We start from the raw sequence: 14,179 nt of genomic DNA, 5'->3' as shown, positions 1-14,179 counted from the left end.
TGAAGTGCTAAGTAATCCTGCGGCACAAAGTAAAGTTCTATTTGGTTGTGCCAACAATGTCTTACAAATTACTGACAATGGCAGCAACCAGTTTCAGTTGAGCTTTGAAGACCAACTTGGCGACCCTAACCCCGACTTAACGTTGAGTGTTAGCCTGACGCAAACAGCCTCACCCCTTGGTAGCAGACTCCAAGAGAAAGTTGAACGGCAGTTAATTGACCTTACAGAATTTAGCGGTCAATCAGTCCAAGCTATATTACCCATCGTCAAAAGCGAAGCTGTTTATCAGAATACAGTCGGCTTCTACCGAGTCGAAAATGAACAGGGCACAGTCCTAGACCCCCTGACGGGACAATTATACAATCCTGGAGATAAGGATTATACAGAATATGCGTTACGTAGTGCGTCATCTAACGGGCCCTGTCATTGCGGCAGAGCCGCAAGTCAAAAGGCGGAAGCCCTCCCATTAGGCATTAAGAGTTAGAGACTTATTTTCGAGACAATTTCTAAAAGCTTGTTCTAGACTTCGTTTAGCTCAGAGTTATCTCTGAATTCTGCTGTATGTCCCATTTCTTTACTTCTTATTCCAGAGACTTAAAAATGCTTGAGAGATGGCTGGGGTGATCTGACTTTGTAAGTGATTTAGTGCATCACGATGATTTTGATTGTTGTCATCATAATAAGTGAACACATTCGTCAGCTTGACAATCTCAGGATTTTGATCATTTGTCCCCCTCCATTTGTTAGTAACTTTGTATAAAACGTCCTTGGGTAGATTTTGTTGTAAGTTATTTAGGGCTGCGATGTAAGAAGGATTTTGAGGATTATTTTTGAATTGGAAGCACAAATCTATCAGCTTGAGTTGTGAGTGTGGCTGCGGCTGAGGCTTATTTGTTAGACTAGGTTGCTGTAGAATTTGACGCTGTTCAGTAGTAGCAATGCCATTTTCAGTTAAACCCTGAGATTTCTGAAATTTTTTGACTGCTGTATAAGTGGCTGGCCCATAAAAAGGCTTGTCTGAAGGAATTTCGGCATTGGTTGCAAAACCGTGAAACTTCAATCTATTCTGAAGTCCTTTGACTGTATCTTCCATTACACTTCGAGTCTCCAAATCAGCGTTACCATTAACCCCAAGTTTTTGTGAGTACTGTTTCTGAAACTTTTTAATCGCTTCTTCAGTAGGATCATCTGTCAAGGAGTTGTTATTCCGCTTCCAGGGAGCAAATTTTGTCAAATCAGGCTTAGGGTCTATCTCAGGAGCTAAATATCCCAGCCCGATCAATATATGACGGATGACTTCAGGGCTACTAACGGCCATGCTTTTTGGTTCCTTTGCTACTAAACTACCATTTAATGTATCTGGTTTTACAAAAATTAAGTAAGTAGAAATAAACAAATCTAACATGTCTTGTTTGCAAGGCGTTTCAAAAGTTAAGCAATGTGTGACGAAAAGCTGCAACTCTTTGAGAGGTTCGGCGTAGGCGACTACACACGGAGAAAAAAGCTGGTTTTAAGTCTTGGTGGGCGATCGCGAGCGCTTATTCTCAGCTATTGATGATGATACTACGCAATGGTTCCTTTACACCAGCTTGTAAGCGGCTCTCCGTACTTGTGCGATCGCTCAACAAATTGTTGTTGAGCGACATGGGCGATCGCTGAAGGTGGATTCAGTTCTAGGATAAGGAACAGAGTTTACGAGTTGTGATGCGTAAAGCCCCCTGCGTCTTTATAATAAGTCTTTAAGCGGACATGATATGACTAGAGGCAGCAGCCCAGATGAATGCATTCTCAGGCGGGAGTTTGGGAACGAGGAAAAAGGGTAAGCGATCGCTTCGGGTTACTTCCAAATAGCGATCGCATCTATTACAGCAGATTTAAAGTTATTGAAGTACAGTGCTTTGGTCTACAAACCAGATAAAAAACCTTTTTGACTCCTAACTCCTAACTTCTAACTCCTAACTCCTAACTTCTAACTCCTGACTCCTAATTCCTGCTGTAATGATATTAAGCAGTTTGAGCGCTCTTTTTTGATGTTTGGTTTACGCCACCTTTCAAGCGGGTTATCCTGCTTTTGCGGATGCGCTCGCTTTTGCGAATACCACCCGCCATCTCATATTCGCGGCTATCGTTACCATACTTGAAAGCAACTCCCATCAACATTTTCGCAGTAAGATTACCCAAACTTGTTTCCAACTCTTCAATCTCGGTTCGGTAAGAATCAATCATGGCTAGAGCGCTGTTATACTCATCAATTTTGGTGCGTAACTGCTCAATTAGTTGTGTCAAGTTTTTTAAGTTGTGAGCATCCCCAAAATCTATGGTTGGATCAATCGCCTTCAGTCCAGAGGCTCTTAACTCAGCCTTTTCTAGAATACGGGATATTAGTTTTTTACGAGACATAAATTTACTCTTGTCAAAAGCTTATAAAGCTAGCTTGTCTTACAAAGACTGGATATCGCACCCGTATAATCCGCAAAATATTGTGTTTTTTAGGACTAGCTTAATGAGTAATTTCCGTCGTTTTTTTGCAGCATAACGGCAGATCGAGTGTTAATAACGACAACTTCAGCATTCATAACAACACCTGAAATTTTCCTTATAAATGCTTCAGTTTTAGTAACGAAAACTTCAAGATTCATAATAACAGCTTAAGTTATACTCACAGCATCTGAAATTTTTCTTATATATATTTAAGTGTTAGTAACGACAATTTTAGCATTCATAACAACACCTTAAGCGTTAGTGACAACAGATTAAATTTTACTTATAACATTTTTTGGCATAGTGACAACAGTTTTTTGCATAGACGTAACCCGGTGTAGGCATCGCTCTTATTTCAAGAACTGCTGCGATCGTTTTTAGCTATTTCACCATTTTGGCAAAAGAGAGCTACGATCGCATTACCTAAGAGAAAATTAGTCACCAGAAGCAATGAAACCGCGTTATTCAAGGGACACTATAAAAAGTGTGCTAACAAATGCTATGATAGTCAGTCAAATAACAAAAAATGCAAGCTTGAGACAAAAGTATTGTCAAGTACAACTGATATTGGCACTCTAATTAGCCCTTAAAAAAGAAAACTTACCATTGGCACCGTTTGGTTCCATCTTGAGTTGTGCAACGTAAAACTCTTTTTGAATTACATCACCTACTGGTGTAAAAGCAATTTCACCGAGAGGAGTTTGATATTTTCCTCTTAGTAACTCCTTATTCAATTCTGTACGCAACTGTGGCAGTGTCAATTTGTTAATATTACTTTTTTTATCTAAAGATTGAAGAGCCTCTATATATATCTGTAACGCAGCAAAAGCTTGAGCACTTACTTGGGGTGGTTCTCTATGATATTGTTCAAGGTAGGCTTTGCGAAATGAGGTGTTAATTTCATTGGCATACACAGGGCTATAAGCTTGAGCCACAATCACGCCATCACAAAGCGCTCTGCACACAGAAAATATATGGGATGTGTTAAAACCATTGCCACCAACAATTATTCCTTTATAACCAAGTTCTCGTAATTGTTTAACTAAATTACCTCCATCTACAGCTAACCCGGATATAATCGCTAAATCTGGTTTTAAATTAATAGCATCGCTGGCTTGAGCTTGAAAGTCGGTATCTGTAGTTTGAAACTTTTGGACTGTGACTAAATCCAATCCTAAATTTTTAACTGTTTTTTGAAATATTTCTGTTTCCGACTTATTGAAAGCGTCATTTTGAGCGTAGAATACAGCTACTCTTTTAAGATTAGGATTTTGCTTGAGTGCAGCTTTCACTGAATAAGGAGCGACGACAGCAACAGATGAAGAAACACGAGCCACATAATCACCAATTTCGGGAATGCCTTTAGCAGTGTTTGATGCTCCAATCACTGGAACTTGATTGCGTTCTGCTACGGGGTCAGCGCTAAAAGCTTGTTGTGATAGCGTAGGGCCAACAATGCCAACAACTTTATCTTTACTAATTAAAGTTTGAAAAGCATTAATGGCTCCAACTTCATCGCCACTAGTATCTTGATATACTAATTTAATTGGTCTCCCATTGATACCTCCTTTGTCATTAAAATACTTCTGGGCAATTTTTACTCCATCAGTTCCCTCTTGACCAAGTAATGCTACATTGCTCGTTTGTGCGAAGGCGATACCGATAGGAATAGGATTAGCTGCACCTGTTGTCGCTGTTGGATTATTTGCAAAATTCGCTTCATTACTGCCACTTTTAGCACAAGCTACCAGCAGCATAGAGCATGTAAATAGTAAGGCAGTTTGATGTGTGAGCGCTTTTTTCACAGATGTATGACGATGATGTTTGTTAGGATAATACTGGATTTTATTGTAAAAGTTGAAACTAAATAAATGGTCAGCCCCAACTCTAGGAGACGCTACGCGAACGGGGAAGTTAAAAGTCAAAAGTCAAAAGTCAAGTGAAACTGGTAACATACTCGTTATAGTTTGCATTTGCGAGTGAAAACGTAAAAACACTTATTTAATGAGGTGATTGTTTACTTGTGGCTAAGTAGAGCAATTATCTACTTTTTTGTATTAAGAGTGTTGGGATGAGGGGGCTAGCACTGCAATCGTTAAAGTATTGCGACAAATATAATTGTCATAATCAATCCCTGTGGTTAGGGATTAATTATGGCGATCGCTCATACGGAACTGCGATCGCTTTTCTATTGGATCGACCCGCCATTACTTCTATAGTTTCAACTTAGACTGCATATTTTTTATGCAATTGTGGCAGGAGTTATGGGGTCAATCTGCAATATTTTCAGAAGAAAACCAAGTCTGTGACGAGGAACCGAAGAACTGTCATGTCCTTTACACGTCTGATAGAGAAGGCATATTTTACGCGCCACCCTTTACTCAAAATGAATTTTCCTCAGTTCAGCGATGTCTAGTGACAAGCTGGTTCACGTCTACGCTTAGAAAACACGGGAGCAAGTAGAACAGGGTTATTCTGGTTGCATAAGTCGAATAGACCCCCCTTATAAAGGGGGGAAACTTGAAATCTTGCCCCCTCCCCTTTATAAGGGGAGGGGTGATTCAAGGATTTTTGCAAGAGGTCTATTGTTTTGAAGGCACATGGAGACGCTAAAACAACAAATGCGATCGCCGAAGTAACAAATGCGATCGCCGAAGTAACAAATGGGTTCGCCGAAGTAACAAATGAGTTCGCCGAAACAACAAATGAGTTCGCCGAAATAACAAATGAGTTCGCCGAAGTAACAAATGCGATCGCCGAAGTAACAAATGAGTTCGCCGAAATAACAAATGAGTTCGCCGAAGTAACAAATGAGTTCGCCGAAGTAACAAATGCGATCGCCGAAGTAACAAATGCGATCGCCGAAATAACAAATGAGTTCGCCGAAGTAACAAATGAGTTCGCCGAAGTAACAAATGGGTTGACTAGCAAGAACCGCAGGCATCGCCATGATTGCAACAATTTAGCTTTGTCACGCCAGCGTAACGCACCGCAAATCTTTGGTGGATGAAGTTTTTTCGACTTGTGTGTACACCATAGCCCTTTAGGAGAGAGGTCAAAGTGTATTGCATACAAACGAAAAGCGCTATATAAACTAAACTAGTAAACTTGTATTTTCACTTCCCTTGGAATGTTTCGTTCTCCATGCAACCTGCAATCCGGATTTTGCTACCACATCACCACTTTTGACTTTTGACTTTTGATTTTTGACTTCCCGCTAGGGCGTGGCATCCAGCGTTTTTACAATTGGGCAGGACTTTAGAAGAATGTGCGGCGAAGTACCGCAGGTTTTGTCAGAAGTACCGACCACAGGCGAAACCAGAACAGCGAAACCACTGGGGGAGCAGCTTTTTACCATCGGTGATCAAAGGTGGGAAAGCTAAAAAGTCGTCGCCTGGACAGATGAGCCTACCTTGGGAGAAGCAGAAGGTAACTGAAAGTACGGAGGTGCATGAGATTGCGGCAAAATTTATTCAGGCAAACTGTTATCAGCCGCTAGTGCCAGGTATCGGTTTTGCGTAATGCTGATTATTGCGTGGGAAATGAGGCTGAAATAAATGTTTGCAAACTTCTGAAAACCTTATATGTTACACTTTGCAAGTCGCAAGAAAATAAACGACTGCTCAGCGCCGGGACCCGCCCCCTCACCCCAAAAAGGTAGGCTACCCCTTCTGTTTGCATAAAAGTTGTTTTTAATACGCTTGTACAGTTCGTCGGATGACACGAAATTGTCGTCTCCGCCTTTGTCTTGTACTTGATTGTCTCCAGTTCCTTTTTCATCATACCATCCGACTGCCTTGGCAAACTGAATATAATTTTGATAATCCCAGTCATTCCAGTACTCCTTAATAGTTTCTTTAACAAACCAATATCTAGTGTCTAGTTTTATACCAAGTCTATTCCCAGTTTTGATCCATATCTCCTTTTGCACACTAAAGCCAAAACGATTGTCTGCATTCACCCAAAGGTGGTCTATTTTTTGTAGGTCTGGACAAGAAAAATTATTGATAGTGTCATAATCTGAAATATCTTTTTGAGCAACATTAAGCATTAGTTCTTGTGTTTTTTGGTCAGCCCACTCCCAATTTTTAGCTTTCAAAAAATATTCAAGTTGAGCATATAAATGTTTAGTAAAAGATGCTTCAACTTCTTTATCTTGAGGATTTAGCTCAATTAAACTTCGATAAAGCGATTCAATATTTTCGCCTGTAAGCAACTGATTATCTTTGGTAAAATCAGTCTCATTAGGATGATTTTTTAAAATATGAAATGCTGTATTGTAAGATTCTATAGCTTTTTTGATTTGTTTCTCTTGGGCTAATAAATAACCTTGACTTTTTTGGAATAATACTTGAATTTGTAAGCCTTGACTGGAATCTTTTGCTTTCTTATCACCTTTCGCTAAAAACTCCTGACTTTGCTTAATTTCTGATTCTGCGGATTTTAGCTTTTTTAGCTTTTGATATGCAAGTGAACTAGTTGCGAAGACTAATGCTTGTTTAAGTTCGTGATTCTTAACATTAAAAGATAAAGCAGAGAGCCTTAAAGCCTCAGTTGAACTAAAGGTAATCTCTTCAGAGGTAGAGTTAGTCTTTTTTTCTAGTTCTCCAGCCAAATCATTTAATTCCTGAACAGCTTTAATTTCTTCCTTTGTTTTATCGAGTTGTGTTTGAGCAAATTTAACCTGTTCATCTGCTGCCTCAACCTGCTTTCTAGATAATACCCCTACAATCGCTGCTCCTGTTAATGTTACAATTAAAACGACAATCCCAATACTAATCCTTCGTTGAGCTTTCCTATTAGCCTCACTGAGTAATTGGTTTCTTGCCTCGACTGCTTCCTTGTCCTTCCTCTCTCGTTCCAAAGCTGCTTCTTGTTTTTGAGCAGCAATCTCCTCCTGAATTTCTTTCTCTTTACTAGCTGCTAAATACTGCTTATCTTGATAACTTAAATTTTTATCCTTTGCCCATTCTTCTGCTTCTTGTAATGCCTTGCCTCGCATCAGCCATGAATCCTCAGTACTTCCAGAAGCGACCCAAAAGCGAAAACTTTCTGAATATGGGCGCAGATTTTTTAATTGGCTTTCAATCCAACTGGAGTCAAATATTTCATAATAAATTTGGTTATAAATTCTTAACTTCCCTTGCTGTCTAACAACCAATCCTGATAATTGCAATTCACTCTGCTCTAAAGTATCATCTGCTATTACCTGCGATCGCTCTTCACTCAATCTGACTTGTTGATAAAGTTCTAGTAAGTACCCTGCTCGTTGTTCATCTCGCAAAATTCTGGCTTGAATTGTTCGTAAATGCTCAGGCTCATCCTGTGATTCCCAACTTTCAATAATCCGCGACTTGACAATTTGTTCAACTGAAGGAGGATTTTCTTGCTCAGATTCCTCAACCAGAAACTGACAAAGCTTTTGAGTCAAAAATGGTTGTCCTCCCGTCCACTGCAAGATTTTCTGCATTATCGCTTGGGGACTGCTGAATTTACTACCTAGACCACTTTCTAATGGTTTAACTTCGTGCAATTGAAAACCTTTGAGGGAGATAGCCTGACCAATATTAAACGGAGTACGCTGTTTATCTCCAATCAAATTACTAGGTGATGCGACCCCCAATAAACAGAACGTAAGGCGATTATATTCCGGGTTATCAACACGCTTGTTATAGCAGGCGCGAATTAATGCAAAAAAGTCATCTGTGGGAAAGTTTAGGCTCAGGACGCTATCGATTTCATCAATAAAAATAACAATATTTTCTTGGACTTCAACAAGTAATACTTCTTCCAAAAACTTGCGAAATCTCGTCACCAATGTATTTAACTGGTTCTCTGACCACCAATCACCAAAATCCAAATCTAATCCAAAACTATCAATGAGCGTGTCGATTAAATCTGCATACCATTGTTCGGGAGGTACATTCTGAATACCTCCAGCCGAAAGGTCAACAGCTGCACACTTTACACTGTCCTCTCTCAATTGCTGCATGGTTCGCACACGCAAGCTAGACTTACCGCTTTGGCGCGAATTTAGTACGTAACAAAACTTTCCTGCTTTTAGTCCTTCGTATAATTGGGCATCAGCTTCTCTTGTGACATAGGTACTGGCATTTTCAGGCAGACTTCCAGAGAATATGTATTGGTCCATGATTTACCTACTCCAAACGAGTTGAGAAATACTGACGATACAAATCACAACCAGGAACACAATCATTGCTAGAAAGTTTTACTAACCCCAAACTATGCAACTTAAAGGCAACTTCAGTATCTAACCTCACAGGTGTATTCGTCATCACTACTTTTTTATACCCTAACTCCAACTGAGGATTATGTTGTAAATGCCACAGTTGTTGTCGCAAGTGAGCGCTGAAAATTCCCTGCTCTGTTGGTGCAAGTCTTAGCAGTTCTTCTAAGGTTATTTGCTGGCTTTTGAGGTGAGCGATGGCTTGTTGCATCAGATAGGGATGTCCCCCTAACAAGTCTATCAACCTACTTAAGTCCTGTTTCCCCAACAGCCCTAACTCATTCTGCTTGGCGAGTTTTGTTACTTGTTGCAGATTAAATTCAGGTAAATCAATCGCCAGTCCCACATTAAAGGGGGAATGATTACTATCCAAAGAAGGATAAGATTCAGTAGAGTGAACTACTACTAACCGCAGTTTCTTCCAGATATTACCAATCTTGTCCCCTTGTTTAGCTGCTTCATACCACCCACGCAGGAGTAAACAGAATTGGGGAAAAATCTCTGGATAATCAAACAGTCTCTCAAAGTTATCTATAGCTAAAACTAAAGGAGTATCAGTAACCGATAATAAATATTTTTGGAAATAGCGAGTGCAGTTCTTATTCAGTCCAAAAACTTCTTGCCAGTGTTTATCTAGTTGGGGTTCTAGTTCCAGAGTGTCAGCAACATAAACACACAACCATTGTAGAAATGTTTTTAAGTTAGCCAGAATATTGACATCAGCAAGTTGTAAATCTATTTTTGCAGTTTGATAACCCTGGTGTCTTGCATAGTCTAGGGTTTTCTCCAGCAGTAATGTTTTACCCATTCTTTGCGGGGCTTTAAGACGAATTAACGCTCCTGGTTGCACAAGAGCCTCATAGCATTTATTTTCAATGGGTGGTCGTTCAATATATATAGTTGTATCTGCCCCCATTACAGAGTTCTCAGCTACTTGTAACTGTTGTTCAATTGCATTTAACTTGTCACTAAGCTCCTTCAGGGTGCGTTCTTCTGACTGAAGCTGGTGTTCATATTGAAACTTGCGTGATGGATCTGTTTCAATAATCCATGCATTTCGTATCCTTGCAATCCTCTGGCTTAGGAGTGCGTAGGCTTTTTCGAGTGAGTCTTGTTCTTGCTGCGTAGGCGAAGCCCGCCATAGGCATCGCTCTCTTTGATTTTGTGATTGTGCTGAATTACTTGATCTTACTGTCTGCTGCTCAAGGTGAATATTGTAGATGTCACCGCCAATTTGCCCAGTATTTACAGACTCAGCATTAATCAATCCACTGCCAAACTGGGAATTGCGTAAGTCGTTGTCTGCTTGCTTCGGGTCTTCTGAGTCGGGCATGGGTTTGATTTGAGCGTTCTTAAGCGTCTCTGTTTTGAATGTTACCACCTATTTGGTTTGAGTTAACTATCTGAGCATTGACAAGTCCACCAGCAAACTCTGGGTTATGCATATTGTAGGTTAAAACTTTTCTAGGATTTTCTGCCAGTGCTTTTTGAACTGATCCTTGCTGTTCCACTATCTCAAACAGGCGGTTAATTTGTGTTTCCTGTTTGGTAATTAGCAAATCTTTATCTTCAAGTCTTGCTTTGTATTGCGCTTCTAAAGCTTTATTCGCAAATTCATAGCCCTGCATAAAGTCGTTGTGGATTTTCGCTTTGTCCGCATCAGGGACAACAGCTACTCTGACTAAAAGAACGTCATCACCTTTCTTCTCAATGCTTTGAACATCTAGTTGACTGCCTTGGTTTTCAACTTCTAATTTTTTGAACGAGTAGGCGAAAGCATCCCAGTCGATACCGTTGCGGAAGATTAAGTCAACTGTTTCTAAGGATTTTTGGAATAGCTTGGTGAATTCTTTAGGGGCGAAATTACCACTGCTGGGACGACGTTCTTGTTGATTTTGGCGGAGGTAAATATAGTCACAGATTACATCATCCAACCTTGTAGCACTATTAATATTCCAATCTTCTAAATAACTACCAGTAAAATTTGCCGAAGTAAAATCTGTCGATAAAGCTTGAACTCTAGTAAGGTTTGCTTCACTTAAGTCAGCTTTAGTTAAATTAGCATGGCTAAGGTTTGCATCACTCAGGTTAGCTCCTTTTAAATTCGTTTTCAGTAGATTAGCCTCACTAAGGTCATAGCCCATTAGATTCGCTTCACTAAGATTTGCCTTACTTAGGTTAAATTTAAATATAAATTTTTGTAAATGAGAATAGTCTGTTCTTGGGAGATGAATCGCATCTACATTAAACTTAACTCTAGCAAATTTAGTACCATTTAACATAGCTCCAGTAAAATCACTATAATCAATACGAGCACCGCTTAAATCAGTATTAGTTAAATTAGTCCTAACTAGAATAGCTCCATCGATCAAGGCACCTATTACGTCAGCATTAGTTAAATCAGCATCCGTGAAATCTGTATCGTTAAGGTTAGCTCCATTCAAATTAGCTCCATTCAAATTAGCCTACTTTAGCTCGATATTACTAATATCACTCCTACTTAAATCAGCTTTATTTAAATTAACACCATTTAAATTTTTAGGAAAGTATTTACATTGATTATCTGAAAAATGGATACCTGGGCTAACTATAATCCCATTCAATTTAGCTTCTTGAGAATACCAATGATGTATAACATTTCCGCTTAAATCAGGTATTATATATGGGTTTTCCTTTCTCCAATCATTCCAAATTTCCACTCCTTGGTTAAGTATTGCCAGATGTTCCTCATTCGCCATCTTGAGTTAACCCCTCTGCTTTATCTATGCAAGTAAACTACTCTGCCTCCTGCCAACCTTCTAAAGTTGCCACAAGTATGTTGACAACTCATTGTTCAGTAGGCAAAAAACCAAACTCCGATTTAATATTCCAGCGCTTACCGTCGTGAAGCAGTAGCGTTAACTTGTCGGCAGTAAATTCAAAATGCAACTGACGCTTTTCAAACTCTGGCCAAGCAGCTTTAAAGTTTTGCTTTTTTAAATCCCGAAACGCAACCGTCATGTGGGGCGCAAAAGGGCGGGTTTTAGAAACCTTGTCAACAATTCCCAAGTTGCCTTCTGTATAAGCTATTAAATCAGCTTGCAGAGTCAAAAGTTCTTGACTTCTGACTACATTAATGTATATGACACGAGGCGCAAAGGCATCAAACCCCCTGAGTGTAATTGCTACTGGCTGTTGTCCACTGGCAAACTCCTTCAAAGATGCTTCTAATAGTGGCAAGTTAGCATCTGCCCATTCAAAGGGCGGTTGCAGGGTAATATGAGGCGGAGACTTTAGCGCTCCGCTACTAGTATAGTGATCAGCAAAGTAGTGCTTAATCTGGTTGGCGTAGTCTTGAATGTCTTGCGGTGGTAAAAGGGCGACAAAAAAACGGCTCATTCAATTTTAGATTTTGGATTATAAGATCATTGCTGTTCAATACTCAACAGCAAACGCCCAAAGGATATTATAGATAATAGATATAGCCCTGCGTTAGGCTAAAGCCTAACGCACTCTAGTTAAGATTTAGCCATATTGCTACTCAATGCAGGCATTATTCCTCGTTTTTAGCGATGCCTGCGGCGGGCGTAGCCATCGCACTTTATAACAACTAGTACAGGACGGCGGAAATAAGCAGACCATTGAAAAGCCTTAAAGAGCTTATTCCATAATACTTTTGACTTTTGAATGAGTGATTTTTGACTTCCGCCTTGCGGTACTAGATGTCTGCTGCCGAGTCGAACGGCTACCACATTCCTGATTAAGGCGAGGACAGCTACCTGCTGATATCCTCCCACTGGATGCAGGGCGCTCATTTTTCATTCTAGCCATAGAAAGCAGTAGAGGCTTTTATCGACGACTGGGGATTTTATTACTTCAGATGATTTTCAGTTAAACAAACTCGTATTTAAGATTATAAATAGTGAAATACTAAATTTGTGGGGAATTAATTTTCGCTTGCGACTAAGGAGTAATAATGGTTTTAAGACAATATCAACGTGCTGTAGGCGTATTTACTCATCGTCGAGATGTAGAACAGGCACTATATGAGTTGAGAGATTCTGGCTTGGCAATGGAGAAAGTATCTGTAGTTGTACAGAATGCAGACCGCAATCATGAAATCGCCGATAATGAAATTAAAGATCGCACTGGTGATAAAGCTGACGAAGGTGCAACAGTAGGAGGGCTTTCAGGGGGCGCTGTTGGTGGGTTGACTGGTTTATTAGTAGGTCTTGGTACTTTAGCAATCCCTGGAGTTGGGCCAATAATGCTGGCTGGCGCAGCGGCAACTGCTTTGGCTACAACCCTTGTAGGGGCAAGTATTGGTGCTGCAACCGGGACTTTTGCTGGTGCATTAGTTGGTTGGGGAATGTCGTCAGAGCAAGCTAGAGCATATAACGATCGAGTAGAGGATGGACACTATTTAATAATCGTGGATTGTACATCTGTTGAAATTGGTAAAGTAGAAGCAATTCTACAGCGTTGGGGTATTGAAGAGTTTGGCATTTACGAGCATCTCAACAGTGAGCGTGGAACTACAAATTATCTGACCACGACAACTTCTGCTACTGCCATTCCTAATAAAAGTGGGATTTTACCTAAATATGCTATTAGTTACTTTCATAACATAGATAATGCTGAAGCGGCAATTAACGATATGTATGTCGCAGGTTTTTCAGTAAACCAGATTTCCTTAATTTGCAAAGACTTTTCTCAATTCAAAGGGTCAACAGGCGTTAATTTAAGTGACCGCTTTGACGCTATGAGGCTAGGAATAGCAGATGAGTGGGCACGCTTTTACAACGAGCAAATTGAGCAAGGCAATTACATACTCATCGTTAGTGGCACAGATAATGAGCTTGATCAAGCTAGCTCTATTCTGGGCAATTATGGGGTTCAAGAGTGTCAAATTTATGACCCAATGTTAATTCGTTCCTGAAAACGAGTACCGGAAAATTTAACAATTTTGTCAGAGCAAATCAATATACAGCAATACTTTCAAAATACTGCGCTCTTTAGCTGTATCTGTTACAGCTGATCAGGAACGCAGAAAGTTAACTATTTCAAGTCTGTCAAAGGAGGAAAATATTCTTGATCAAGTAGAGTAATGTGTTAATAATATTCCGCCCGGAAAACGGGCGAATATATTACGATCAAGGAATTGTGCTAGCTAAATTACATTTCTAAATCTCCTGAGAAATTTAGAAATGTAATTAATAGCCCTCTATAGTATAACCAGCAGATTGAACTATCTGTTTAATTGTCTCTTCAGAAGCCGAACCTTCAACAGTTATGGTTTTTGCATTAACATCCACATCTACTTTGGCATCAGATACCATAGTCTGAATAGATTTAGTTATTTTTTGAACGCAGTCATCACCTTTAATATTTGTAACTTTCAATTTAGTTGCCATTACTTACCTCATTACGTCAACTGGAATTTCCATTTAATCAATATAATAACAGTTGAGA

Annotated in this window: 16 protein-coding genes; 6 read left to right on the top strand and 10 right to left on the bottom strand. The window is 39.8% G+C overall.

The annotated features are described in order from the left end of the window. The first annotated feature begins 4 nt into the window (after nucleotides 1–4). Nucleotides 5–484, top strand: coding sequence for a hypothetical protein (locus V7K85_RS09125; protein ID WP_334812868.1), 480 nt, complete (start codon nucleotides 5–7; stop codon nucleotides 482–484). Between the two features lie 90 nt (nucleotides 485–574). Here the strand turns inward: V7K85_RS09125 and V7K85_RS09120 are convergent, their stop codons facing one another. Further along, a complete protein-coding gene (locus tag V7K85_RS09120; protein WP_334812866.1) occupies nucleotides 575–1,405 on the bottom strand; it encodes a peptidoglycan-binding domain-containing protein in 831 nt (276 codons plus the stop codon). 375 nt (nucleotides 1,406–1,780) lie between these two features. On the opposite strand from V7K85_RS09120, the gene V7K85_RS09115 reads away from it, so the two are divergent. Next, nucleotides 1,781–1,918, top strand: coding sequence for a hypothetical protein (locus tag V7K85_RS09115; RefSeq protein ID WP_334812865.1), 138 nt, complete (start codon nucleotides 1,781–1,783; stop codon nucleotides 1,916–1,918). An 86-nt stretch (nucleotides 1,919–2,004) separates the two neighbouring features. Here the strand turns inward: V7K85_RS09115 and V7K85_RS09110 are convergent, their stop codons facing one another. Beyond that, the gene (locus V7K85_RS09110; protein ID WP_334812864.1) at nucleotides 2,005–2,400 is read right to left on the bottom strand and encodes a hypothetical protein; all 396 of its coding nucleotides are present in this window, start codon (nucleotides 2,398–2,400) and stop codon (nucleotides 2,005–2,007) included. A gap of 656 nt (nucleotides 2,401–3,056) precedes the next feature. Continuing rightward, the gene (locus tag V7K85_RS09105; RefSeq protein ID WP_442940566.1) at nucleotides 3,057–4,238 is read right to left on the bottom strand and encodes an ABC transporter substrate-binding protein; all 1,182 of its coding nucleotides are present in this window, start codon (nucleotides 4,236–4,238) and stop codon (nucleotides 3,057–3,059) included. Between the two features lie 314 nt (nucleotides 4,239–4,552). On the opposite strand from V7K85_RS09105, the gene V7K85_RS09100 reads away from it, so the two are divergent. The 3 genes from V7K85_RS09100 (at nucleotide 4,553) to V7K85_RS09090 (ending at nucleotide 6,003) form a co-directional block, all read left to right on the top strand. After that, entirely contained in the window at nucleotides 4,553–4,711 is a 159-nt protein-coding gene (locus V7K85_RS09100) for a hypothetical protein (RefSeq protein ID WP_334812863.1), read from the top strand. Nucleotides 4,712–5,071: 360 nt separating this feature from the next. Continuing rightward, complete coding sequence (locus V7K85_RS09095) at nucleotides 5,072–5,491, top strand: hypothetical protein (protein ID WP_334812862.1); 420 nt, start codon at nucleotides 5,072–5,074, stop codon at nucleotides 5,489–5,491. Nucleotides 5,492–5,727: 236 nt separating this feature from the next. Beyond that, nucleotides 5,728–6,003, top strand: a complete 276-nt coding sequence (locus V7K85_RS09090; RefSeq protein ID WP_334812860.1) for a hypothetical protein — start codon at nucleotides 5,728–5,730, stop codon at nucleotides 6,001–6,003. Between the two features lie 58 nt (nucleotides 6,004–6,061). On the opposite strand, the gene V7K85_RS09085 is transcribed toward V7K85_RS09090, so the two are convergent. The 6 genes from V7K85_RS09085 to V7K85_RS09060 form a co-directional block, all read right to left on the bottom strand. After that, a complete protein-coding gene (locus V7K85_RS09085; RefSeq protein ID WP_334812858.1) occupies nucleotides 6,062–8,632 on the bottom strand; it encodes an AAA-like domain-containing protein in 2,571 nt (856 codons plus the stop codon). Between the two features lie 7 nt (nucleotides 8,633–8,639). Then, on the bottom strand, nucleotides 8,640–10,061 hold the full coding sequence (locus tag V7K85_RS09080; RefSeq protein ID WP_334812856.1) for an AAA-like domain-containing protein: 1,422 nt from the start codon (nucleotides 10,059–10,061) through the stop codon (nucleotides 8,640–8,642). A gap of 19 nt (nucleotides 10,062–10,080) precedes the next feature. After that, nucleotides 10,081–11,187: a pentapeptide repeat-containing protein gene (locus tag V7K85_RS09075; RefSeq protein WP_334812854.1), complete on the bottom strand. Its 1,107-nt coding sequence runs from the start codon at nucleotides 11,185–11,187 to the stop codon at nucleotides 10,081–10,083. 6 nt (nucleotides 11,188–11,193) lie between these two features. Continuing rightward, entirely contained in the window at nucleotides 11,194–11,466 is a 273-nt protein-coding gene (locus tag V7K85_RS09070; protein WP_334812853.1) for a hypothetical protein, read from the bottom strand. An 88-nt stretch (nucleotides 11,467–11,554) separates the two neighbouring features. Beyond that, on the bottom strand, nucleotides 11,555–12,106 hold the full coding sequence (locus V7K85_RS09065) for a 2'-5' RNA ligase family protein (RefSeq protein WP_334812852.1): 552 nt from the start codon (nucleotides 12,104–12,106) through the stop codon (nucleotides 11,555–11,557). Nucleotides 12,107–12,273: 167 nt separating this feature from the next. Beyond that, the gene (locus V7K85_RS09060; protein ID WP_334812851.1) at nucleotides 12,274–12,522 is read right to left on the bottom strand and encodes a hypothetical protein; all 249 of its coding nucleotides are present in this window, start codon (nucleotides 12,520–12,522) and stop codon (nucleotides 12,274–12,276) included. A gap of 161 nt (nucleotides 12,523–12,683) precedes the next feature. Between V7K85_RS09060 and V7K85_RS09055 the strand changes: the two genes are divergently transcribed. Beyond that, nucleotides 12,684–13,646, top strand: coding sequence for a hypothetical protein (locus tag V7K85_RS09055; protein WP_334812850.1), 963 nt, complete (start codon nucleotides 12,684–12,686; stop codon nucleotides 13,644–13,646). A 274-nt stretch (nucleotides 13,647–13,920) separates the two neighbouring features. Here the strand turns inward: V7K85_RS09055 and V7K85_RS09050 are convergent, their stop codons facing one another. Then, a complete protein-coding gene (locus tag V7K85_RS09050; RefSeq protein ID WP_334812849.1) occupies nucleotides 13,921–14,121 on the bottom strand; it encodes a heavy-metal-associated domain-containing protein in 201 nt (66 codons plus the stop codon). Nucleotides 14,122–14,179 lie beyond the last annotated feature (58 nt).

Source organism: Nostoc sp., from assembly GCF_036917615.1.
Classification (GTDB): Bacteria; Cyanobacteriota; Cyanobacteriia; order Cyanobacteriales; family Nostocaceae; genus Nostoc.
This window is presented reverse-complemented; position numbering and strand designations above follow the sequence as displayed.

Coding starts and splice junctions, on each gene's coding strand:
- V7K85_RS09120 (WP_334812866.1), bottom strand. CDS start 1,405: ATGTTAGATTTGTTTATTTCTACTTACTTAATTTTTGTAAAACCAGAT.
- V7K85_RS09115 (WP_334812865.1), top strand. CDS start 1,781: ATGCATTCTCAGGCGGGAGTTTGGGAACGAGGAAAAAGGGTAAGCGAT.
- V7K85_RS09110 (WP_334812864.1), bottom strand. CDS start 2,400: ATGTCTCGTAAAAAACTAATATCCCGTATTCTAGAAAAGGCTGAGTTA.
- V7K85_RS09105 (WP_442940566.1), bottom strand. CDS start 4,238: ATGCTGCTGGTAGCTTGTGCTAAAAGTGGCAGTAATGAAGCGAATTTT.
- V7K85_RS09100 (WP_334812863.1), top strand. CDS start 4,553: ATGAGGGGGCTAGCACTGCAATCGTTAAAGTATTGCGACAAATATAAT.
- V7K85_RS09085 (WP_334812858.1), bottom strand. CDS start 8,632: ATGGACCAATACATATTCTCTGGAAGTCTGCCTGAAAATGCCAGTACC.
- V7K85_RS09080 (WP_334812856.1), bottom strand. CDS start 10,061: ATGCCCGACTCAGAAGACCCGAAGCAAGCAGACAACGACTTACGCAAT.
- V7K85_RS09070 (WP_334812853.1), bottom strand. CDS start 11,466: ATGGCGAATGAGGAACATCTGGCAATACTTAACCAAGGAGTGGAAATT.
- V7K85_RS09065 (WP_334812852.1), bottom strand. CDS start 12,106: ATGAGCCGTTTTTTTGTCGCCCTTTTACCACCGCAAGACATTCAAGAC.
- V7K85_RS09060 (WP_334812851.1), bottom strand. CDS start 12,522: ATGAGCGCCCTGCATCCAGTGGGAGGATATCAGCAGGTAGCTGTCCTC.
- V7K85_RS09055 (WP_334812850.1), top strand. CDS start 12,684: ATGGTTTTAAGACAATATCAACGTGCTGTAGGCGTATTTACTCATCGT.
- V7K85_RS09050 (WP_334812849.1), bottom strand. CDS start 14,121: ATGGCAACTAAATTGAAAGTTACAAATATTAAAGGTGATGACTGCGTT.